We start from the raw sequence: 19,291 nt of genomic DNA, 5'->3' as shown, positions 1-19,291 counted from the left end.
TCAGGCTCCCTCGTCCTTGCCCGAATGGGGCGTATCCTGTTCGGCCGGTTCGGCCTGTTGTTTACCCTGGATCTCCTCAGCGGTGCGGAGCATCGTCTTCACCCCCGCCGCAAGGCCCAGCATTACAAATAGCACCATGAAGATGGGCAGCGTGCCAAAGAGCACATCAAGCCCGTATCCGATGCCGAAACCGATCCCAAGACCGGCCACAAGTTCGATCACCATCCGCCATGCCATATTGGCCTGAGAATAATGCTCATCCGCTCGGGGCTTGGGTGCGCCGCGCTCTTTCGCAGCTGCCAGTTTGGCCTCAAGCTGCTCCATCTGCTGCCGTTGGTCCGGGCTGGTCACACCAAAATCCCCTTAGGAATATCTGCTGCGGTGCTACTGTCAGGGCGGGTTAGAGTCAACAACCTTGGCCGCCGCGGGTTTTTATTCGTTTACAAGGGTTTACGGTAGGCGGAGCCCGCTGGCACTTGAAATGGGCCCGGCAAATCCCACGGAAATCGCGCCGAAGGGTTATTCAACTCAGCGGTTAAGTTAGCCGCAATGCCCGCTTTCGCCTACGCGCGCCCCGCGCTATTCAAGCGTATGACCCAAGACCTCGATCAGGTGTTTGCCGCCCTCGCCGACCCCACACGTCGCGCCATCCTCGCCATGCTGCTGGAGGATGACATGGCCGTGACCGATGTCGCCGAGCCCTTCGAGATGTCGCTTGCCGCGATCTCGAAACACTTAGGCGTGCTGACAGCGGCGGGGCTGATCAGTCAGGAAAAGCGGGGGCGGGTGAAATGGTGCAAACTGGAACCGGATGCGCTGCGGGATGCGTCGGTCTGGATGCAAGGGTTTGGGCAGTTCGAGCCGGTGAACCTTGATGCCTTCGAGCGTTTTTTGGAGATCGAACTGCCTGAGGGCGGCGAAGGCGAGATGCGCTCAGGGTCAGAGTAGGTGAAGCTTATATAGATAGAGTGATCCCCCCTTGCCACGAGGTAAATAAGACAAGGGGAGGATCAATCGACGGTCAGATGACGCCGAATGCGAAACGCAAAATAGCCAAAACCACGACGATCAACCCGATCAGGTAAATAATACTACGCATGGTGGTGTCCTTCACTGTTAATTCACGCCCCAACGCCGGGCGTCGCGCTTAGGTTCCGCCGATTCCGCAACTTTCTGAATTTTTATGATTTTTCTTCGCCATCCGCGCGCAGCAGCAGCGAAAGCGCGAGGATCGTCAGCAGCACCCCGCCCCAGACCAGCGCCCCCGGCAGGGCATTGCCAAAGGCCAACTCCCACAGGATTACCCAGCTGGGCGTGAGATAGGTATAGGCCATGACCTTGGCCGAGGGCAGCCGCAGCGCCGCGAATTGCAGCAGAACCACCGTGGCCGCCGTGGCGAAGACCGCGACATAGAGGATGGTGATCCAGACCAAGGGGCGCAGCGCGCTCCAATCGGTCGCGCGAAGGTCTTTCCAGCCGTAAAGCCCCAGCAGCACCGTGCCCGCCAGCAGGGTGCCGAAGGTGAACATCACCGCGCTTTCGCCGCGGTTCAGCCGCCTTACCATGGGGGTATAAAGCGCGTGGCTGATGCAGCCGACAAAATAAATCGCCTCCCCCCGCCCGATGTCGAAGGCCAGAAGCGCCGCAAGGTCGCCGCGAAAGATCACCCAAAGCGCCCCGGCCCCGCCGATGGCCAGCGCCAGCGCCATGCGCGGCGTCATGACCTGCCGCATCAGTAGCCAGGCAAACCCCGCCGCCATCACCGGCACGAGGGTAAAGACCGCCGCCGCAGCCACCGGGGGCGCGGTCTTCAACCCCTCGAACATCAAAACGAAGTAGAGCGTGAACAGCCCCGCCAGCACGAAGTAGCGCCAAGGTGCTGCCAAGCCCGCCCGACTGATATCGCCCCGCCCCCATGCCAAAGCCCCGACCAAAACCGTCGCCAAGGCGAAACGCACAGCGTTCAGCGCCGTCGGCGTGATCTCATTCGCCACCTGCGCCCCGAGCGAGAATGACCCGGCCACCAAAGCCGAGAAGCAAAGCATCGCCAGATGCCCCTGCGCCGCGGCGCTTATTCGGGACATGCGACCGCTTCCTCGGCATGTTCCTTGAGGAACCGCAGCACCGCCTGCACCTTGCTGGTGCGGTGCAGATCGACATGGGTGACCAGCCAAAGCGCACTGCCCCAATCGGGGCGCGGCGCGTGAATCTCGACCAATTGCGGATCATTGCGCCCCATGGCGGCGGGCAGGCCGCCGATCCCGGCCCCGGCCCGCAATGCCGCCTCCAGCGCCGTGCCGCTGGTGCTGCGCCATGTCACGCTTTCCTCCGGCACCGTGCTCCAGAGCCACTTGTGATAGGGCGCGCGGCTGTCTCGGTTGTCGGCGGCGATGAAACGGTGCTTGTGATAATCCTCCGGCCCCTGCGGGATGCCGTACTGCGCCACATAGTCCCGGCTGGCATAGGCCCCCACCGCCAGCTGCGCATAGGGCTGCACCACATTGTCGGGCTGATCCGGCGCGGCCCCGGCACGGATGGCGACATGCGCCTCGCCATATTCCAGCCGGAACAAGCGGTCTCCGATCAGATAGCGCACCACCAGTTCGGGGTTCTGGCGCTGGAACTCGGTCAGCAAGGGCGCAAGCTGCGGGGCGAGGAAATCGAGTGAGGTGATCACCAACTCCCCCGAAACATCGCTGCCGCGCCCCTTGATCCGCCCCGCCAATTGGCTGAACTGGTCGTCCGTCGCCCGCGCCACCCGCAGCAGGTCCTCCCCCGCCTCGGTCGCCGTGTAGCCGCGGGCATGGCGCTGAAACAGCTTCACGCCAAGCCGCCCTTCCAGCGCGTCGATATGGCGGATCACGGTGGCATGGTGCACGCCCAGCACCTCTGCCGCGCCGCTGACGGTGCCAAGCTGGGCGACCTGATAGGCGGTCCTGATCTCATCCCAATTGTCCACTACTCACCTCGCCTTCCCGACTTGTGCATTTACGAACATGGTCACGCTCATTCTGGCAGTTGCGTTCGCGAGCACAATGGCCAATTCCATGCCATCAGATTTACCCTTGGAACAAGGATCAACACCATGGCCACATTGCGCATTGAAACCTCGGTGAACCGCGAAAACTCCGTCACCCGCCAACTGACGGACCGGATCATCGCAACCCTGGGCGACTGCGACGTCGTCGCCCGTGACATCGCCAGCGAACCCCTGCCGCTGATCGATTCGACATGGGCCAGCGCCCGGGTGAAACCCGCTGAAGAGCGCACCGAGCTGGATCAAGAAGCCCTCGCCCTCTCCGACGCGCTGGTCGCCGAAGTGCAGGCCGCCGATACGATCGTGATCAGCGCGCCCATCTACAACTTCACCATTCCCGCCTCGCTCAAAGCCTGGATTGACCTGATCGCCCGCGTCGGCGTGACCTTCCGCTACACCGAAGACGGCCCCCAAGGGCTGCTGGAGGACAAACGCGTCATCGTGGCCTTCGCCTCGGGCGGGACAGGCATCGATTCCGCCGCCGATTTCGCCAGCGGCTACCTCCGCTTTGTGTTGGGCTTTCTGGGCATCACTGATGTGACCTTCGTCGCAGCGGACCAGCTGGCCGTGGACGCCGAAGGCACCATCGCCCGCGCCCATGCGCAGATCGACGCGCTGCGCGACGCGGCCTAAGCGCACCGCCCTCTCCTCCAAAACTGCCTCGTCCCCACACCGGGGCGCGGCTTTTGCGTGGCAGCCCTTCGCCACCCAGCCCACCCGGCTTGACTCGCACCCCCGCAGCGCGTAAACGCCAACCGATCTCCGGAAGCATTGCCTTCCGGTCCCGGCCTGTCGTCGGGATCGCCCCCAGTCAGCGCGTTGCGCCCACTGGGGCGTTTGTGCATTTTCGCGCGCGTCCTTAAATAGGGGCAAGTGCAACCGACCCGAAAGGCCCTGTGCCCATGTTTGAAAACCTAAGCGAACGGCTCTCTGGTGTCTTTGACCGCCTGACCAAACAAGGCGCGCTCAGCGACGAGGACGTCAAGACCGCCCTGCGCGAAGTGCGCGTCGCCCTGTTGGAAGCGGACGTTTCGCTGCCCGTGGCGCGTGAATTCGTCAAGACGGTGCAGGAAAAGGCCACGGGCCAAGCGGTGACCAAATCGGTGACGCCGGGCCAGCAGGTCGTCAAGATTGTCCATGACGCGCTGATCGATGTGCTGAAAGGCGAAGGCGAACCCGGTTCGCTCAAGATCGACAGCCCGCCCGCGCCGATCCTGATGGTCGGCCTGCAGGGCGGCGGTAAGACCACCACCACCGCAAAACTCGCCAAGCGCATGAAAGACCGCGACGGCAAGCGCGTGTTGATGGCCTCACTCGACGTGAACCGCCCCGCCGCGATGGAGCAGTTGGCGATCCTCGGCACGCAGATCGGCGTCGACACGCTGCCGATCGTCAAGGGCGAAAGCCCGGTGCAAATCGCCAAACGCGCCAAAACGCAGGCGGGCTTGGGCGGTTATGACGTCTATATGCTCGACACCGCGGGCCGCCTGTCCATCGACGAAGAGTTGATGAGCCAAGTCGAAGCCGTGCGCGACGTGGCCAATCCACGTGAAACATTGCTGGTCGTCGACGGCCTGACCGGTCAGGATGCCGTGCACACGGCTGAGAACTTTGACGAGCGTATCGGCATCTCCGGCGTCGTGCTGACCCGGATGGACGGCGATGGCCGTGGCGGTGCTGCGCTCTCGATGCGGGCCGTGACCGGCAAGCCGATCAAGTTCGTTGGTCTGGGCGAAAAGATGGACGCGCTTGAGACCTTTGAGCCCGAGCGCATCGCGGGCCGCATCCTCGGCATGGGCGACATCGTGGCGCTGGTCGAGAAGGCGCAGGAAACCATCGAGGCCGAACAGGCCGAGAAGATGATGAAGCGCATGGCCAAGGGTCAGTTCAATATGAACGACCTGAAGATGCAGCTTGAACAGATGATCAAGATGGGCGGCATGCAGGGCATGATGGGCATGATGCCCGGCATGGGGAAAATGGCGAAACAGGTCGAAGATGCCGGTTTCGACGACAAGATCCTCAAGCAGCAGATCGCCCTCATTCAGTCCATGACCAAGAAAGAGCGCGCCAACCCTGCTCTGCTGCAGGCCAGCCGCAAGAAGCGTATCGCCAAGGGTGCCGGCATGGAGGTCTCTGACCTCAACAAGCTGATGAAGATGCACCGCCAGATGTCCGACATGATGAAGAAGATGGGCAAGATGGGCAAAGGCGGCATGCTCAAGCAGGCCATGAAGGGCATGATGGGCAAGGGCGGCATGCCCGGCGGCATGGACCCCTCCCAGATGGACCCCAAGGCGCTGGAAGCGGCGGCCAAGCAGATGGGCGGCAAGCTGCCCGGCGGTCTGGGTGGCATGGGCGGTGGCCTCGGCGGCGGCATGGGCCTGCCCGGCGGCCTCAGCGGTTTCGGGAAGAAGAAATGACCGAGCCCCTCACGGATACCGCCGCCCGCGCCGCCGAGCTGTTGAAAGAGCACCGCGCCTCGATCGACCGGCTCGACGCGATCCTCGTCTATACGCTGGGCGAGCGGTTCAAACACACGCAGGCCGTGGGGAAACTCAAGGCCACGCACGACCTTCCCCCCTCCGATCCGGCCCGCGAAGCGGCCCAGATCGAGCGGCTCGAAGATTTGGCGGAAGCGGCGGACCTCGACCCCGTCTTCGCCAAGAAGTTCTTGAACTTCATCATCGCCGAAGTCATTCGGCACCACAAAACCCACCAAGAATAGGGCGGCCTCCCGTCCCCCCAACCAACCTAAAGGATTAAACACCATGGCAATGAAAATTCGTCTCGCCCGCGGCGGCTCCAAAAAGCGCCCATTCTACCGCATCGTGGCTGCAGACAGCCGCATGCCGCGCGATGGCCGCTTCATCGAGAAGCTGGGCACCTACAACCCGCTGCTGCCGAAAGACAGCGAAGACCGCGTGAAAATGGACGTTGAAAAGGTTCAGGAATGGATCGCCAAAGGCGCCCAGCCGACCGAGCGCGTGGTTCGCATGCTGGAAGCCGCTGGCATCCGCGAAAAGACCGAGCGTAACAACCCCAAGAAGGGCGCACCGGGCAAGAAAGCCCAAGAGCGCGCGCAGGAGAAAGCCGACAAGGCCGCTGCCGCTGCCGAAGCTGCCAACGCCCCTGCCGAAGAAGCTTCCGCAGAATAAGCTTCGAGCGCCCGGCATGGATACATTCTCTGATGACTTCCGTGCCGGGCTGCACGACCTGATGCGATGGCGGCGCGACGTGCGCCGCTTTCGCACAGACCCGCTGGACGAGGCGCTGGTGCAAAGCTGCCTCGACAGTTTCAACCTCGCCCCCTCTGTGGGCCTGTCGGAACCCTGGCGGATCATCCGCGTTGCCTCCGACACCGCGCGCCAAGCCGCGCTTGAGAATTTCCAATCCGCCAATGCCCGCGCCCTCGCCGGATACGATGGTGAAAAGGCCGCGCTCTATGCCGGGCTCAAACTCTCGGGGATGAGCGACGCGCCCGAGCAATTGGCGATCTACTGTGATGAGAGCACCGAAAAGGGCAGCGGCCTCGGCGCGGGCACCATGCCCGAGATGCGGCGCTATTCGGTGGTGGGGGCGATCACCCACCTATGGCTCACCGCCCGCGCCCATGGCCTCGGGCTGGGCTGGGTCTCGGTGCTCGACCCGGCAAAGCTGAACCGTGACCTTGCGGTGCCAGAGGACTGGTCGCTGGTGGCCTATCTTTGCATGGGCTGGCCCGAGGAAAACAGCCTGACGCCGGAACTGGAAACCAAGGGTTGGGAGACCCGCGCCCCCCGCCTTAAGGTCGAGACCCGCTAATGAGAAAGCTACTGTTCCTTCTGTCCGTGCTCGTGCTCGGCTTTGTCCTTGGCATCCGCTATGATCGGCAGTTAATGCAGGATGAATGCAAAGCCGGGGCCGGTGAATGGACCGGGACGATCTGCGTGAATTCGGAGTTGTTGCAATGAGTGACCAAGACCTGATCTGCGTCGGTGCCATCGCGGGCGCCTATGGCGTGCGCGGCGAAGTGCGCGTGAAAAGCTACTGCGCCGTGCCCGAAGACATCGAAAACTACCGCCCGCTGAGCACCGAGGACGGCAGCCGCCAGTTCACCCTCGCCCTGCTGCACCCGGTCAAAAACGGCTTTGCCGCGCGCATCGCCGAAATCACCACCAAGGAAGAGGCCGACGATCTGCGCGGTGTCTCGCTCTTTGCCGCGCGGGATCAATTGCCGGGCCTGCCGGATGACGAATTCTACCACGCCGATCTCATCGGGGTTGAGGTCTATGACACCGGCGGCGTGCTGCTGGGCCGCGTGAAAACGGTACAGAACCACGGGGCGGACGATCTGCTTGAACTGCAACTGGCGGGCACCTCGGCCACCACATTCCTGCCCTTCACCAAGGCCGCGGTGCCGACCGTCAATCTCGCCTCGGGCCGGATCATCGCCGACCCGCCCTTGGGCGTGCTGCCCGAGGGCAAGGATGGCTGAGACCGGAGCCGGATGATGCCCCGCCGGATCATCCTGCATCCCGGCTTTCACAAGACCGGGACCAGTTCCGTTCAAGCCACCCTGCGCGCCAACCGCGCCCTGCTGAAACCCCATGTTGCCCTGCGCCTGCGCTGGCAGATGAAAGACCTGCTGCATGCCGCGCGCGGCTATTCCACATGGCGCGACCCGCTCACGCTGCTCAAGGCCGAATACCGCTTCGACGCCCTTCTCGATGCCCTGCCCCGGATGCCGCGCCGGACGCTGGTCCTTTCGGCTGAGGAACTGGCTGGTCACATGCCCGGACGTGGCGATCTGGCCGACTACAGCGCCGCGCCCGACCTGCTGGAGATCTTTACCCGCAGCCTGCGCCGCCGTTTCCCCCGGGCGGAGATCATGGTCTACCTCTCAACCCGCGACCCGGCGGATTGGATCACTTCGGCCTATTGGGAGCATGTCAAAGCCTCCTCCATGACGCTCGACCTTGCCACTTTCACATCCCGCTACGCCCCAGCGGCAGATTTGGATGGGGTGGCCGAAACGATTGCTCACCGCCTGCCCTGCCCGGTGCATCACGCGCGGCTGGAGGCCTGCCGCGAGCTGCCGCTTGGCCCCGCCACGCCGCTCTTGGACCTTTGCGCATTGCCGCCTGAGGTCTTGGCGCAGATGACCGTGCCCCCGCCCGAGAACCGGCGCTTGCCTGCGGAACTTTTGCAGGCTCTGCTTGACGCCAACCGTCAACACGCCGATGACCCCAAGGCGCGCCGCCGCGCCAAGACCGCCCTATTGCAACAGGCAGGAACCGCATGAAACCCACCCGCTCTCACGGACGTCAAAGCGCACGCCCCAGCCTCAAACCCCGTGCCTTGATGCAAGACGCGCCCGATTACACCAATGTCTGGCAGGCCCGGATCGTCACGCTGTTTCCCGATCTCTTCCCCGGCGTGCTGGGCGCCAGCCTGACCGGAAAGGCGCTGCATGAAGGGCGTTGGCAATTGCACACCCATGACCTACGCGACTTTGGCATCGGCAAGCACCGCAATGTCGATGACACCCCCGCAGGCGGCGGGGCGGGCATGGTCATGCGCGCCGATGTGGTCGGCCCGGCGCTGGCGCGCGCGCAAAGCCACGCCCATGGGCGCTGGCCGATCCTCTACATGTCGCCGCGCGGGCGGCGGTTCGATCAGGCCATGGCGCGCGATCTGGCAAGCTGCGCGGGCGTGACAATGCTCTGCGGGCGATTCGAGGGGGTCGACGAGCGGGTGATCGAGCATTTCGGCATCACCGAGGTTAGTCTGGGCGATTTCGTCATGACGGGGGGCGAGCTGGCCGCCCAAGCGATGATCGACGCCACTGTGCGCCTCTTGCCCGGCGTGCTGGGCAATGCCGAGAGCATCGAAGAAGAAAGCCACGCCTCGGGCCTGCTGGAACATCCGCAATATACCCGCCCCGCCGAATGGGAAGGGCGCGAGATTCCGCCCGTTTTGATGTCGGGCAACCATGGCGAGATTGCGAAATGGCGACAGGCGCAGGCCGAAGAGCTGACCCGCAAGCGCCGCCCCGACATGTGGGCCGCCTTCGAGAGCAAGGATTGAGCCCGCGCCCCGATACGGAACCCGCCCCTGCGCGGCGCGTTGATCCCCCATATCGGAGGGAGAATCCAAATGCTTGAACTTATTCTTATTCTGCTGATCGTCGCCGCCGTCGCAGCCCTCTTGGGCTTTGGCCGCGTATCGGGTGCCGCGATGACCGGGGCGAAAGTGCTGATCGGCATCGTTCTGGTGCTGTTCCTGCTCGTTGTCTTGGGCGTGATCGCGCTGGCCTGACGCGACAGCGCGCAGAGGTTGGAAACACTGAGGATCAAGGTGGCCACAGCCCCCTTGATCCTATCGCTTTTGCCCCCTATACCCCGCGCATCCGGAATCGCTTTGGCGGCTCCGGTGCTTTGCGTTTAACGCAGCAAACTAAGTAATGACGACGATACCTCCGGCGGGGGGCCTTGATCGGAAACGATCGTGGCGCTGCCCGATAGAACCCGAAGCTCTGGGTCGCGACATAATTTCGTGGAATACCGCGAACATCATAGGAGAATGGTCAGATGAACCTGATCGCAGAGATCGAGGCGGAACAAGTCGCCGAACTGGGGAAAGAGATCCCCGACTTCCGTGCCGGTGATACCGTTCGTGTTGGCTTCAAAGTCACCGAAGGCACCCGCACCCGTGTGCAGAACTACGAAGGCGTCTGCATTTCGCGCAAGAACGGTCACGGCATCGCCGGGTCCTTCACCGTGCGCAAGATTTCCTTTGGCGAAGGCGTGGAGCGTGTGTTCCCGCTGCATTCGACCAACATCGACAGCATCACCGTCGTGCGCCGTGGTCGCGTGCGTCGTGCCAAGCTGTACTACCTGCGCAGCCGTCGCGGCAAATCCGCACGGATCGCCGAAAACGTCCACTACAAGCCGCTTTCCGGCGCGAACGCATAAAGGACTGGTCGATGAAAACCGATACACATCCCGAATACCACATCATCAACGTCAAGATGACCGACGGCACCGTTGTGGAAATGAAATCGACATGGGGCAAAGAAGGCGACCAGCTGTCGCTCGACATCGACCCCTCCGTGCACCCTGCCTGGACCGGTGGCACTGGCCGCATCATGGACACCGGCGGCCGCGTGTCGAAGTTCAAGAACAAATACGCAGGTCTGGGCTTCTAAGCCTTACAGAAATTGCGAGATAAAGGCGCGGCCCCTCGGGGTCGCGCCTTTTGCGTTTGGGGGATGGGGCAGTGGATGGGGCCTAGGCCGGGTGCGTGCGGCAAGCGGTGTGGAGGTATTTTTAAAAGGATGAAGTTAAGGGGGTGTGCGTGCCGGTGGGGGCCGGCGCACATGGGGGAGGCCGGGTTAGAGGCGGCGTTCTTGTAGGGCGGCTTGGGCGCCGTAGCCGTGCAGGTGGGACAGCACCGCCCCATAGGCGATCAGCAGATAGGCGAGCAGTTCTGTGCCCTCTTGGACGGTGGTTTTGATTTGCGGGTCATAGGCGGCACCCATGACGGCCTCCCACAGGGCGCCGGTGCCGAAAATCCGCGAGAAGAAGAGCAGCAGCACCACGCCGATATAGACGAAGGTGGCGGAGCGGGTTTGCAGGTGGTGCAGCATGGGCAGCAGCGTGGTGCCGCGATTGCGCCATGCGATGAAGCTGCCCATCGCCAGTGTGACGAGGGCAGGGTAGATCCAGAACCCGTGTTGGATGCGGTCGAGCGCGGCGTCATATTCGCGCAGGAACATGCAGGCGAAGAGCGTGGCCGCCAGTGTTAGATACCCCCGCATACCCACGTGTTGATAAGCGCCCATCATGAAAATCCCAGCCGCGATGGCCAGCAGCGTGTTGTGCATATGTTCGGTCAGCGAGTCTTCGGTGACGCCATCGCCCAGAACGGCCGTATCGAGGTAAACCGTCACCGGCACCAGCGCCACCAGCAGGCAAACCAGCGCGAATTCCGCGATCATCATGCCCAGAGACGGCAGCACGCCGCGGACTGTTGTCTGTTTCGATGTGGTGGGGTGGTGATCTGGCATGGGGGAGGCCTTGCTTGAGCGGTTCGTTGGGGTGCGCGGCGCGCGGTAAGGCGGGGTGTTACACGGCGCCTTAACCGGTGAAAATAGCGCAAATGTGCGCGATGTCCAAACGCGGCAGGGCTGCCACGGTCGGGCTCAACAAGCGGCCTCGCCACTTTCCAAAGGCGTGAACCCTACATATAGTGCGGCTCAACAATATCCTGCCTTGAAGGGCAGGCGCGAAGGGACAGCAGTATGGCGCATATTATCGTCGTCGGTAACGAAAAAGGCGGCGCGGGCAAATCGACCGTTTCCATGCATGTGGCGACGGCGCTGGCGCGGCTTGGCCATAAGGTCAGCGGGCTGGACCTCGACCTGCGGCAACGGACCTTTGGGCGCTATATCGAGAACCGCCGTGCCTTCATGCGCGAGTCAGGCCTGACGCTGGCCAGTCCGACGCTTTGCGAATTGCCGGACGTGGAGGCCAGCAGCCTGCGCCCCGGCGAGAACATGTATGACCATCGTCTGAGCGCGGCGGTGGCGGCGCTGGAGCCAGACAATGATTTCATTCTGATCGACTGCCCCGGCTCGCACACGCGCCTCAGTCAGGTGGCCCATTCGCTGGCGGACACATTGATCACGCCGCTGAACGACAGTTTCATCGACTTTGATCTTTTGGCCCATATCGACGCCAATGGCGAAAAGATCACCGGCCCCTCCGTCTATTCCGAAATGGTTTGGAACGCGCGGCAGCTCAGGGCGCAGGCCGGGCTGTCGGCGATTGATTGGATCGTGGTCCGCAACCGTTTGGGCGCGCAGCGCATGGTCAACAAGGAGAAGATGGAGCGCGCGATCAACAACCTCAGCAAACGGATCGGGTTCCGCGCCGCGCCGGGGTTCAATGAGCGGGTGATCTTTCGGGAGCTTTTCCCGCGCGGTCTGACCTTGCTGGACCTCAAGGATATCGGGGTGAAACAGCTCAATATCTCGAACATCGCCGCGCGGCAGGAGCTGCGTGAATTGATCAAGGCGTTGGAGTTGCCGGGCGTCAGCCCCGACTTTTGATCCTAGTGGCGCGGCAGCGGGGGCACGACCCGGCGGCGGCGCGACAGGGCGACGAGGTTCGACAGGAACAGCGCGCCCACCACGATCCCACCGCCCATCAGCGCGTAGATCCCTGGGTCTTCGCCTAGCACCGCCCAGACCAGCAGCGGCGCCAGCACAGATTCCAACAAAACGAGCAGGCCCACTTCCGCACTTGAGATATAGCGCGGGCCAAGCGCGATGAGCCCGGCGCTGGCAGCCATGAACGCCGCGTAGAGCAGCATCTGCGGCAGTTCTGCGGTGGGCATGTGCAGCGGCTGCGCCACGGGCAGCAGCACCGCACCGGCCAGCAGATAGGCCAGTGCCACCGCTGGCACCATCGACACCGCGCGCGCGTGGCGCGCCGCTGTCAGCGCTCCGGCGAAGATGGCCGAGATCGACAGGGCCAGCAGATCGCCCGCGCGCGAGGCATTCTCGGTCTCGCCCGAGCCGAAGGCGATCACGGCCAAGCCAGCGAGCACCGCCGCGATGGTAAAGAACATGCGCCGGCTGATCGGCTCGCCCAGAAAGACCCGGCTATAGATCGCGGCAAAGACCGGCAGCGAGGCGAGGATGAAGACCACATTCGCGACCGAGGTCAGGCGCACGGCCAGCACGAAGCCAACCCCGGCGCAGGCCACGCCGCCGATGTAGATCGCGCTCGCCCATCCGGCGCGGCTGAGGGCGCGGAAGGGGGCGGTGCCTTGGGCCAGCAGCAGGCCCGCGCCAATCGCCATGCCCACGAGGGTCACCTTCCAAAAGGCGAGCGTCAGCATCGGCGCGTCGATGACGCGCACGAAAAGCGCTTCGGGAACGATGCACATCACCCCAAGAAAGGTGAGCAAGAGACCTTTGGTCTGATCGGTCATGCGCCATCGGTGGCGGTTTCCACGGGCTAAGTAAAGCCCCCCTGCCCCACATCCGACAGCTTGAGCAGCGCCCGCCGCAGCACCGCCGCCTCGGCAGGGTCGAGCGCATCCATCAGCGCGGCATTGTAGCGCTGCGCCACGGCGCGCAGATCGTCATAGGCCGCTTGGCCCTGCCGCGTCAGCGACAGATGCTCCACCCGCCGATCCTCTGGATCGCGGCTGCGGGTGACGAAGCGGCGCTCGGTCAGGCGGTGCACGGCGCGGCTGATCTTGGTCTTATGCATCCGCGCGCGCTGGCCGATCTCGCTCGCCGTGAGTTGCCCATAGAGGCCGAGGTGGAACAAGACCCGCCATTCGGTGCGCAGCATGCCATAGCGGCTTTTGTAGATCTGCTGAAACTCAAGCGATGACGCCTCCGCCGCTTGGTTCAGCAGGTAGGGCAGGAAATACTGAAGCTGAAAGTCACCGTCCGCCATGCTGCGCCGCTTGTTAGTTACAAATCCAACTATTACGCTTGTAACAGATTCTGCAAGGGGGCACAGATGACCAGCCAGTCCAAGCCATCGACGATGACAACCGCGGCCACCACATCGGGCACGCATCCGGGCTATATGCCGGGTTTCGGCAATGATTTTGAAACCGAAGCCCTGCCCGGCGCCTTGCCGCAGGGCATGAACTCCCCGCAGAAATGCAACTACGGCCTCTATGGCGAACAGCTGTCCGGCACGGCTTTTACCGCACCCTCTCATCAGAACGAGCGAACGTGGTGCTACCGCATCCGGCCCTCGGTCAAACATTCGTCGCGCTACACGCGGATCGACCTGCCCTATTGGAAGTCCGCGCCGCATCAGCCGCAGGATGTGACCAGCCTTGGCCAATACCGCTGGGATCCGGTGCCGCATTCCGACACGCCGCTGACCTGGCTGACCGGCATGCGCACGATGACCACGGCGGGGGATGTGAACACCCAAGTTGGCATGGCGAGCCACATCTACCTCATCACGGAAAGCATGGTGGACAGCTATTTCTACTCCGCCGACAGCGAGTTGCTGATCGTCCCGCAGGAGGGCTCCCTGCGCTTTTGCACCGAGTTGGGTGTCATGGACGTCGCCCCGCAGGAGATCGCCATCATTCCGCGCGGGCTGGTCTACCGGGTGGAGGTTCTGGACGGCCCCGCGCGCGGCTTTGTCTGCGAGAACTACGGCCAGAAGTTCCACCTGCCGGCACGCGGCCCGATCGGCGCCAACTGCATGGCGAACCCGCGTGATTTCAAAACCCCCGTGGCGGCTTTCGAGGACCGCGAGGTGCCCTCCACCGTCACCATCAAATGGTGCGGGCAGTTCCATGAGACCAAGATCGGGCATTCGCCGCTCGACGTGGTGGCATGGCATGGCAATTACGCGCCGGTGAAATACGACCTGAACACCTATTGCCCCGTGGGCGCGGTGCTGTTCGACCACCCAGACCCGTCGATCTTTACCGTGCTGACCGCCCCCTCGGGCGTCGAGGGCACTGCCAATATCGACTTCGTGCTGTTCCGCGACCGCTGGATGGTGGCCGAGGATACCTTCCGTCCGCCATGGTATCACAAGAACATCATGTCCGAGCTGATGGGCAATATCCACGGCCAGTACGACGCCAAGCCCAAGGGCTTCGTTCCCGGGGGCATGAGCCTGCACAATATGATGCTGCCGCATGGGCCGGACCGGAACGCCTTCGAGGGCGCGTCGAATGCCGAGTTGGCACCCCATAAGCTCGACAACACGATGTCCTTCATGTTCGAGACCCGCTTTCCGCAGCATCTGACCGAATTCGCCGCCCGCGAAGCGCCCTTACAGGACGATTACATCGACTGCTGGGAAAGCCTTGAGAAGAAATTCGACGGCACCCCGGGCAAGAAGTGACCGCTGTCCGCGAAAGGACCAATATGACCCTGATGACCTCTTGGGTGGAGAGCGCCAATTCGGCCACCACCGATTTCCCGCTGAACAACCTGCCCTACGGCGTCTTTTCGACCAATCAGCTTGAGGCGCGCTGCGGCGTGGCCATCGGCGATCAGATCCTCGACATGGCCGCGCTGGAGGAAGAGGGGCTGATCGCCCTCGCCGAAGAGCCGGTGTTCGATGTGCCCTATTGGAACGATGTGATGGACCTTGGCCCCACGGCTTGGGCTTCCTTGCGCTCCCGGTTGATCGAACTGCTCAGCGCTGATGCACCGGATCAGGCAGCCGTGGCGCCCCATCTGGTGCCGATGGAGGCCGCGCAGTTGCACATGCCGATGATGGTTTCCGAATATACGGATTTCTACGCGGGCAAGCATCACGCCACGAATGTCGGCACCATGTTTCGCGGGGCCGAGAACGCGCTGCCGCCGAACTGGCTGCACATCCCCATCGGCTATAATGGCCGCGCCTCCACCGTCGTCGTCTCGGGGACCGAGATCACCCGGCCCAATGGTCAGTTGAAGGCCCCCGAGGCCGAAGCGCCGCATTTCGGCCCCTGCCAGAAACTCGATATCGAGCTGGAGATGGGCGCGATCGTCGGCACCTCGACCGAGATGGGCCAGCCGATCGGCATCGACGCGGCGGATGAGATGATCTTTGGCTATGTCCTGCTGAACGACTGGTCGGCGCGGGACATTCAGGCGTGGGAATACCAGCCGCTCGGCCCCTTTCAGGCCAAGGCATTCGCCACGTCGATCTCTCCGTGGATCGTGACCCGCGACGCGTTGGAGCCCTTCCGCACCTCGACGCCCGCGCGGGAGAAAAACCTGCTGCCCTATCTGCGCGAGAGCAAACCCGGCCTTTATGACATCGACCTGTCGGTGATGCTCCAGCCCGAGGGCGGCGAGGCCGAGGAAATCGCCCGCACCAACTATCGTGAGATGTATTACTCCGCCGCGCAGCAGTTGACGCATCATGCCTCTTCGGGCTGTGCGATGAACGCGGGCGATCTGCTCGGTTCCGGCACGATCTCCGGCCCCGAGAAATCGCAGCGCGGGTCGCTCTTGGAACTGTCATGGGGCGGCAAGGAGCCGATCACCCTCGCAGACGGCAGCACCCGCAGCTTTGTCGAAGACGGCGACACGCTGACCCTCACCGGCCACGCGCAGGGCGATGGCTTTCGCGTGGGTTTCGGCGCCTGCACCGGCAAGGTCCGCCCGGCAATCGACTTTTCCTGAACAGGCCGCGCATCCGCGCTGGCGAAGCAAGACAGAAGGACAACACATGGCCAAGCAATTCGCATCCCAAGGCGACATGACCGAAAAGGAAATCTCCTTCACCGAGGTCGGCGAGGGGCTCTACGCCTTCACCGCCGAGGGCGACCCGAACTCCGGTGTGATCATCGGCGACGACAGCGTGATGATCATCGAAGCACAGGCGACACCGCGGCTCGCGAATAAGGTCATCGAATGCGTCCGCTCGGTCACCGACAAGCCGATCAGCCATTTGGTGCTGACCCATTACCACGCTGTGCGCGTGCTCGGGGCGTCTGCCTTCGGCGCCTCGCAGATCATCATGTCCGAGAAGGCCCGCGCCATGGTCGCCGAACGCGGGCAAGAGGATTGGGACAGTGAATTCGAGCGTTTCCCCCGTCTCTTCGAAGGCCATGAGAGCATCCCCGGGCTGACCTGGCCCACCACCACCTTCAACGGGCGGATGAGCGTCTATCTCGGCAAACGCCGGGTCGATATCATGCAGTTGGGTCGCGCCCATACGGCGGGTGACGCGGTGGTCTATGTGCCGGACCAGAACGTCATGTTCACCGGTGACATCGTGGAATATCACTCCGCCTGCTACTGCGGCGATGGGCATTTCCACGACTGGCCCGCCACGCTGGAACGCATCCGCGCCTTCGACCTCGACGCCATCGCGCCGGGCCGGGGCGACGCGCTGGTGGGGCGCGAGATGGTTAATGCCGCGATTGACAGCACCGCCGATTTCGTCCGCTCCACCTACCGCCCGGCGGCCCGCGTGGCTCTGCGTGGCGGCACCTTGAAAGAGGCATGGGACGCCGTGCGCGCCGAATGCGACCCCAAGTTCGGCGATTATGCGATCTATGAGCACTGCCTGCCCTTCAACGTCGCCCGCGCCTATGACGAGGCGCTGGACATCGACACGCCACGCATCTGGACGGCGGCGCGCGACAAAGAGATGTGGGAGGCGCTGTCGGACTGATGTCCCTGCCCGCGCTTCTTCCTGCCCTGATCGCTCTGGCGCTGGCGCTCTGGTTCTATCTGGTCTTCGCGCTGGTGATGGAGCACCGCCGCCACGCGGCACGCCGAACCGAGCAGCCCTACGCCGGGCTGCGCGACACGGCGCAGGTTTGGTCAAAGATGCTGCGCGCGCCCGAATACCGCGGTGCGCGCCGCCGGGTGGCGCTGGTGTCGCTGGCCTTGCTAGCCCTGCTGCTCTTGCGCGCCTTTCTCTGAGGATACCGCCATGGCCTATGCCTACACCCCCTTCCCCTACAGCCCCCCACCCGGCCTGACCGCGCCCGAGCCGCGGCACCCGGTGGTGATCGTAGGCGCTGGCCCTATCGGCCTGTCGATGGCCGTGGACTTGGCCCTGCGCGAGGTCAGATCGGTCGTGTTGGATGACAACAACGTCGTCTCCCTCGGCTCGCGCGCGATCTGCTGGGCGAAACGGACGCTGGAGATTTTCGACAGGCTCGGCATCGGCGAGCGCATGTTGGAAAAGGGCGTGACGTGGAAAGTGGGCCGCCAGTTTCACGGGGAACAGGAAGTCTATAACTTCGACCTGCTGCCCGAGCCGGGGCATAAATATCCGGCTTTCGTGAACCTTCAGCAGTATTACGTCGAAGAGTATCTCATCGAACGCGCGCAAGAATTCCCCGACCTGATCGACCTGCGCTTTCTCAACAAGGTGACCGATCACAAGGGCCACGCCGACCATGTTGAGCTGACGGTCGAGACGCCGGATGGCCCCTACCGGCTTGAGACCGACTGGTACATCGCCTGCGATGGCGCAGGCTCGGCCACGCGCAAACGAATGAACCTGCCCTTCGAGGGGCAGACCTTTGACGAACATTTCCTCATTGCCGATGTGGAGATGGAGACCTCCCCCTTCGGCGACCATGACACGCCCGAGCGGTGGTTCTGGTTCGCCCCGCCCTTTCACAACGGCCAGTCCGCGCTGCTGCACAAACAGCCCGACAACATCTACCGCATCGACTTGCAACTGGGGCCAGAGACCGACCCGAAGGCCGAGGCGACCGAAGAGAAGGTCGTCCCCCGCCTGAAACAGATGCTGGGCGATGCGCCGTTCCGGCTGGATTGGATGAGCGTCTATAAGTTTCGCTGCGCGCGGCTGGAGAGGTTCGTGCATGACCGCGTCGTCTTTGTCGGCGACAGCGCCCATGTGGTCAGCCCCTTCGGGGCGCGGGGCGGCAATGGCGGGGTGCAGGATGTCGACAACCTTGGCTGGAAACTGGCGGCTGTGGTGCAGGGCGAAGCGCCGCCAAGCCTGATCGAGAGCTATGACATCGAACGCGGCCATGGCGCGGACGAAAACATGCGCAACTCCGCCCGCGCGACCAATTTCATGACGCCGAAATCCCCCATTGAGACCCTGTTTCGCAACGAGGTGCTGACCCTCGCAGCACGCCACCCTTTCGCGCGCAAACTGATCAACTCAGGCCGGTTGTCGCAGCCCTGCACGCTGGCCCATAGCCCGCTGCAAACCGCAGGCGACGCGCCCCTGCGCCCCGGCAGCGCATTGATCGACGCGCCGTTGGTCGGGCCTGCGGGGGATTGCTGGCTGTTGGGCGCGGTTCAGGGCCGGTTCACCCTCCTCGCCGTGGGCGAGATCACCGCCCCCGACCTGCCCGGCCTTGCCCGGATCGGCATCGATCAATCCCATGATGCTTACCCCTGTTTTCAGGGCAAGAACGGCCACGCGCAGCGGCGCTATGGCGGCGGGTTCCTCTATCTGCTGCGCCCCGATGGCCATGTCTGCGCGGTTTTCGACCAGCCCGACAGCGCCGCGATTGCCCGCGCCTTTGACCGTGCGAAAGGAGCCACCGCATGATCCTCGAAGACAACCTCGGCGCCGAGGGCGACAGCGTCTATGCCGCCCTCATGGCCGCCCACGAAGGGCTGACCGAGGATGAAAGCCACGCCCTCAACGCCCGATTGGTTTTGATGCTGGCCAATGAACTCGGCGACCCGGCCCGGCTTGCGGCGCTTTTCAAAGCCGCGCGCGATCTGGCCTAACCCGCCAGCCTCACAGCACTTTTCCCCCATGCCCGCGC

26 protein-coding genes are annotated in these 19,291 nt (G+C 63.5%); 20 read left to right on the top strand and 6 right to left on the bottom strand.

The features are described 5' to 3' along the window. Nucleotides 1-351: an AtpZ/AtpI family protein gene (locus ACGYLX_RS08555; RefSeq protein ID WP_394411334.1), complete on the bottom strand. Its 351-nt coding sequence runs from the start codon at nucleotides 349-351 to the stop codon at nucleotides 1-3. A gap of 240 nt (nucleotides 352-591) precedes the next feature. On the opposite strand from ACGYLX_RS08555, the gene ACGYLX_RS08550 reads away from it, so the two are divergent. Further along, the gene (locus tag ACGYLX_RS08550; protein WP_271690001.1) at nucleotides 592-948 is read left to right on the top strand and encodes a helix-turn-helix transcriptional regulator; all 357 of its coding nucleotides are present in this window, start codon (nucleotides 592-594) and stop codon (nucleotides 946-948) included. A gap of 233 nt (nucleotides 949-1,181) precedes the next feature. Here the strand turns inward: ACGYLX_RS08550 and ACGYLX_RS08545 are convergent, their stop codons facing one another. Beyond that, on the bottom strand, nucleotides 1,182-2,084 hold the full coding sequence (locus ACGYLX_RS08545; RefSeq protein WP_394448627.1) for a DMT family transporter: 903 nt from the start codon (nucleotides 2,082-2,084) through the stop codon (nucleotides 1,182-1,184). After that, entirely contained in the window at nucleotides 2,072-2,959 is an 888-nt protein-coding gene (locus ACGYLX_RS08540) for a LysR family transcriptional regulator (protein ID WP_394448623.1), read from the bottom strand. Before ACGYLX_RS08540 ends, ACGYLX_RS08545 begins: the two co-directional genes overlap by 13 nt. Nucleotides 2,960-3,085: 126 nt before the next feature. Here ACGYLX_RS08540 and ACGYLX_RS08535 point away from each other — a divergent pair, with 126 nt between their 5' ends. The 12 genes from ACGYLX_RS08535 (at nucleotide 3,086) to rpmE (ending at nucleotide 10,226) form a co-directional block, all read left to right on the top strand. Then, entirely contained in the window at nucleotides 3,086-3,670 is a 585-nt protein-coding gene (locus ACGYLX_RS08535; protein WP_394448620.1) for an FMN-dependent NADH-azoreductase, read from the top strand. A 269-nt stretch (nucleotides 3,671-3,939) separates the two neighbouring features. Beyond that, nucleotides 3,940-5,460 carry a signal recognition particle protein gene (gene ffh, locus ACGYLX_RS08530; protein WP_394412320.1) on the top strand — a complete coding sequence of 507 codons (1,521 nt, stop codon included), beginning with the start codon at nucleotides 3,940-3,942 and terminating at the stop codon, nucleotides 5,458-5,460. Further along, nucleotides 5,457-5,765, top strand: a complete 309-nt coding sequence (locus ACGYLX_RS08525) for a chorismate mutase (protein WP_067262239.1) — start codon at nucleotides 5,457-5,459, stop codon at nucleotides 5,763-5,765. The genes ffh and ACGYLX_RS08525 overlap by 4 nt, the downstream gene beginning before the upstream one ends. 43 nt (nucleotides 5,766-5,808) lie before the next feature. Beyond that, nucleotides 5,809-6,195, top strand: coding sequence for a 30S ribosomal protein S16 (gene rpsP, locus ACGYLX_RS08520; protein ID WP_067262240.1), 387 nt, complete (start codon nucleotides 5,809-5,811; stop codon nucleotides 6,193-6,195). A 16-nt stretch (nucleotides 6,196-6,211) separates the two neighbouring features. Then, nucleotides 6,212-6,841 (top strand): 5,6-dimethylbenzimidazole synthase, encoded by a 630-nt coding sequence (gene bluB / locus ACGYLX_RS08515; protein ID WP_394448618.1) that lies wholly within the window; start codon nucleotides 6,212-6,214, stop codon nucleotides 6,839-6,841. Then, nucleotides 6,841-6,990 (top strand): hypothetical protein, encoded by a 150-nt coding sequence (locus tag ACGYLX_RS08510; RefSeq protein WP_169306052.1) that lies wholly within the window; start codon nucleotides 6,841-6,843, stop codon nucleotides 6,988-6,990. The genes bluB and ACGYLX_RS08510 overlap by 1 nt, the downstream gene beginning before the upstream one ends. Next, nucleotides 6,987-7,514: a ribosome maturation factor RimM gene (rimM, locus tag ACGYLX_RS08505; RefSeq protein WP_394448615.1), complete on the top strand. Its 528-nt coding sequence runs from the start codon at nucleotides 6,987-6,989 to the stop codon at nucleotides 7,512-7,514. Before ACGYLX_RS08510 ends, rimM begins: the two co-directional genes overlap by 4 nt. A gap of 15 nt (nucleotides 7,515-7,529) precedes the next feature. Then, entirely contained in the window at nucleotides 7,530-8,321 is a 792-nt protein-coding gene (locus ACGYLX_RS08500; RefSeq protein ID WP_394448613.1) for a hypothetical protein, read from the top strand. Continuing rightward, a complete protein-coding gene (gene trmD, locus ACGYLX_RS08495; RefSeq protein ID WP_394448610.1) occupies nucleotides 8,318-9,106 on the top strand; it encodes a tRNA (guanosine(37)-N1)-methyltransferase TrmD in 789 nt (262 codons plus the stop codon). Before ACGYLX_RS08500 ends, trmD begins: the two co-directional genes overlap by 4 nt. A gap of 69 nt (nucleotides 9,107-9,175) precedes the next feature. Next, nucleotides 9,176-9,337 carry a DUF1328 family protein gene (locus ACGYLX_RS08490; RefSeq protein ID WP_082849512.1) on the top strand — a complete coding sequence of 54 codons (162 nt, stop codon included), beginning with the start codon at nucleotides 9,176-9,178 and terminating at the stop codon, nucleotides 9,335-9,337. A 272-nt stretch (nucleotides 9,338-9,609) separates the two neighbouring features. After that, on the top strand, nucleotides 9,610-9,993 hold the full coding sequence (gene rplS / locus ACGYLX_RS08485; RefSeq protein WP_067262249.1) for a 50S ribosomal protein L19: 384 nt from the start codon (nucleotides 9,610-9,612) through the stop codon (nucleotides 9,991-9,993). A gap of 11 nt (nucleotides 9,994-10,004) precedes the next feature. Next, nucleotides 10,005-10,226 (top strand): 50S ribosomal protein L31, encoded by a 222-nt coding sequence (gene rpmE / locus ACGYLX_RS08480; protein ID WP_067262252.1) that lies wholly within the window; start codon nucleotides 10,005-10,007, stop codon nucleotides 10,224-10,226. Between the two features lie 186 nt (nucleotides 10,227-10,412). On the opposite strand, the gene ACGYLX_RS08475 is transcribed toward rpmE, so the two are convergent. Next, nucleotides 10,413-11,087, bottom strand: coding sequence for a hypothetical protein (locus tag ACGYLX_RS08475; RefSeq protein WP_394448606.1), 675 nt, complete (start codon nucleotides 11,085-11,087; stop codon nucleotides 10,413-10,415). Between the two features lie 234 nt (nucleotides 11,088-11,321). Between ACGYLX_RS08475 and ACGYLX_RS08470 the strand changes: the two genes are divergently transcribed. After that, entirely contained in the window at nucleotides 11,322-12,131 is an 810-nt protein-coding gene (locus ACGYLX_RS08470) for a division plane positioning ATPase MipZ (RefSeq protein WP_394448603.1), read from the top strand. 2 nt (nucleotides 12,132-12,133) lie between these two features. Here ACGYLX_RS08470 and ACGYLX_RS08465 read toward each other — a convergent pair whose 3' ends face one another. Beyond that, entirely contained in the window at nucleotides 12,134-13,018 is an 885-nt protein-coding gene (locus tag ACGYLX_RS08465; protein WP_394448600.1) for a DMT family transporter, read from the bottom strand. A 26-nt stretch (nucleotides 13,019-13,044) separates the two neighbouring features. After that, nucleotides 13,045-13,494 (bottom strand): MarR family winged helix-turn-helix transcriptional regulator, encoded by a 450-nt coding sequence (locus ACGYLX_RS08460; RefSeq protein ID WP_067268636.1) that lies wholly within the window; start codon nucleotides 13,492-13,494, stop codon nucleotides 13,045-13,047. A gap of 66 nt (nucleotides 13,495-13,560) precedes the next feature. Here ACGYLX_RS08460 and hmgA point away from each other — a divergent pair, with 66 nt between their 5' ends. Genes hmgA through ACGYLX_RS08430 form a run of 6 tightly spaced genes read left to right on the top strand, consistent with a single transcriptional unit; the run spans nucleotide 13,561 to nucleotide 19,253 of the window. After that, the gene (hmgA, locus tag ACGYLX_RS08455) at nucleotides 13,561-14,922 is read left to right on the top strand and encodes a homogentisate 1,2-dioxygenase (RefSeq protein WP_394448598.1); all 1,362 of its coding nucleotides are present in this window, start codon (nucleotides 13,561-13,563) and stop codon (nucleotides 14,920-14,922) included. 23 nt (nucleotides 14,923-14,945) lie between these two features. Next, nucleotides 14,946-16,199: a fumarylacetoacetase gene (gene fahA / locus ACGYLX_RS08450; RefSeq protein WP_394448595.1), complete on the top strand. Its 1,254-nt coding sequence runs from the start codon at nucleotides 14,946-14,948 to the stop codon at nucleotides 16,197-16,199. A 46-nt stretch (nucleotides 16,200-16,245) separates the two neighbouring features. Then, nucleotides 16,246-17,196: an MBL fold metallo-hydrolase gene (locus ACGYLX_RS08445; RefSeq protein WP_394448592.1), complete on the top strand. Its 951-nt coding sequence runs from the start codon at nucleotides 16,246-16,248 to the stop codon at nucleotides 17,194-17,196. Next, a complete protein-coding gene (locus ACGYLX_RS08440) occupies nucleotides 17,196-17,450 on the top strand; it encodes a hypothetical protein (RefSeq protein ID WP_394448589.1) in 255 nt (84 codons plus the stop codon). Before ACGYLX_RS08445 ends, ACGYLX_RS08440 begins: the two co-directional genes overlap by 1 nt. A 10-nt stretch (nucleotides 17,451-17,460) precedes the next feature. After that, nucleotides 17,461-19,068 (top strand): FAD-dependent oxidoreductase, encoded by a 1,608-nt coding sequence (locus ACGYLX_RS08435; protein ID WP_394448587.1) that lies wholly within the window; start codon nucleotides 17,461-17,463, stop codon nucleotides 19,066-19,068. Next, nucleotides 19,065-19,253 carry a DUF2783 domain-containing protein gene (locus ACGYLX_RS08430; protein WP_394411282.1) on the top strand — a complete coding sequence of 63 codons (189 nt, stop codon included), beginning with the start codon at nucleotides 19,065-19,067 and terminating at the stop codon, nucleotides 19,251-19,253. The genes ACGYLX_RS08435 and ACGYLX_RS08430 overlap by 4 nt, the downstream gene beginning before the upstream one ends. Nucleotides 19,254-19,291 lie beyond the last annotated feature (38 nt).

The organism is Sulfitobacter sp. 1A13496 (assembly GCF_043557225.1).
Classification (GTDB): Bacteria; Pseudomonadota; Alphaproteobacteria; order Rhodobacterales; family Rhodobacteraceae; genus Sulfitobacter; species Sulfitobacter faviae.
The sequence above is the reverse complement of the archived record's forward strand: the minus strand, read 5'-3'. Positions and strand labels throughout refer to the sequence as shown.

Excerpts from the sequence above, each read along its gene's own strand:
- ACGYLX_RS08550 (WP_271690001.1), top strand. The coding sequence starts at position 592 with ATGACCCAAGACCTCGATCAGGTGTTTGCCGCCCTCGCCGACCCCACA.
- ACGYLX_RS08545 (WP_394448627.1), bottom strand. The coding sequence starts at position 2,084 with ATGTCCCGAATAAGCGCCGCGGCGCAGGGGCATCTGGCGATGCTTTGC.
- ACGYLX_RS08535 (WP_394448620.1), top strand. The coding sequence starts at position 3,086 with ATGGCCACATTGCGCATTGAAACCTCGGTGAACCGCGAAAACTCCGTC.
- ffh (WP_394412320.1), top strand. The coding sequence starts at position 3,940 with ATGTTTGAAAACCTAAGCGAACGGCTCTCTGGTGTCTTTGACCGCCTG.
- ACGYLX_RS08525 (WP_067262239.1), top strand. The coding sequence starts at position 5,457 with ATGACCGAGCCCCTCACGGATACCGCCGCCCGCGCCGCCGAGCTGTTG.
- rpsP (WP_067262240.1), top strand. The coding sequence starts at position 5,809 with ATGGCAATGAAAATTCGTCTCGCCCGCGGCGGCTCCAAAAAGCGCCCA.
- bluB (WP_394448618.1), top strand. The coding sequence starts at position 6,212 with ATGGATACATTCTCTGATGACTTCCGTGCCGGGCTGCACGACCTGATG.
- ACGYLX_RS08510 (WP_169306052.1), top strand. The coding sequence starts at position 6,841 with ATGAGAAAGCTACTGTTCCTTCTGTCCGTGCTCGTGCTCGGCTTTGTC.
- rimM (WP_394448615.1), top strand. The coding sequence starts at position 6,987 with ATGAGTGACCAAGACCTGATCTGCGTCGGTGCCATCGCGGGCGCCTAT.
- ACGYLX_RS08500 (WP_394448613.1), top strand. The coding sequence starts at position 7,530 with ATGCCCCGCCGGATCATCCTGCATCCCGGCTTTCACAAGACCGGGACC.
- trmD (WP_394448610.1), top strand. The coding sequence starts at position 8,318 with ATGAAACCCACCCGCTCTCACGGACGTCAAAGCGCACGCCCCAGCCTC.
- ACGYLX_RS08490 (WP_082849512.1), top strand. The coding sequence starts at position 9,176 with ATGCTTGAACTTATTCTTATTCTGCTGATCGTCGCCGCCGTCGCAGCC.
- rplS (WP_067262249.1), top strand. The coding sequence starts at position 9,610 with ATGAACCTGATCGCAGAGATCGAGGCGGAACAAGTCGCCGAACTGGGG.
- rpmE (WP_067262252.1), top strand. The coding sequence starts at position 10,005 with ATGAAAACCGATACACATCCCGAATACCACATCATCAACGTCAAGATG.
- ACGYLX_RS08475 (WP_394448606.1), bottom strand. The coding sequence starts at position 11,087 with ATGCCAGATCACCACCCCACCACATCGAAACAGACAACAGTCCGCGGC.
- ACGYLX_RS08470 (WP_394448603.1), top strand. The coding sequence starts at position 11,322 with ATGGCGCATATTATCGTCGTCGGTAACGAAAAAGGCGGCGCGGGCAAA.
- ACGYLX_RS08465 (WP_394448600.1), bottom strand. The coding sequence starts at position 13,018 with ATGACCGATCAGACCAAAGGTCTCTTGCTCACCTTTCTTGGGGTGATG.
- ACGYLX_RS08460 (WP_067268636.1), bottom strand. The coding sequence starts at position 13,494 with ATGGCGGACGGTGACTTTCAGCTTCAGTATTTCCTGCCCTACCTGCTG.
- hmgA (WP_394448598.1), top strand. The coding sequence starts at position 13,561 with ATGACCAGCCAGTCCAAGCCATCGACGATGACAACCGCGGCCACCACA.
- fahA (WP_394448595.1), top strand. The coding sequence starts at position 14,946 with ATGACCCTGATGACCTCTTGGGTGGAGAGCGCCAATTCGGCCACCACC.
- ACGYLX_RS08445 (WP_394448592.1), top strand. The coding sequence starts at position 16,246 with ATGGCCAAGCAATTCGCATCCCAAGGCGACATGACCGAAAAGGAAATC.
- ACGYLX_RS08440 (WP_394448589.1), top strand. The coding sequence starts at position 17,196 with ATGTCCCTGCCCGCGCTTCTTCCTGCCCTGATCGCTCTGGCGCTGGCG.
- ACGYLX_RS08435 (WP_394448587.1), top strand. The coding sequence starts at position 17,461 with ATGGCCTATGCCTACACCCCCTTCCCCTACAGCCCCCCACCCGGCCTG.
- ACGYLX_RS08430 (WP_394411282.1), top strand. The coding sequence starts at position 19,065 with ATGATCCTCGAAGACAACCTCGGCGCCGAGGGCGACAGCGTCTATGCC.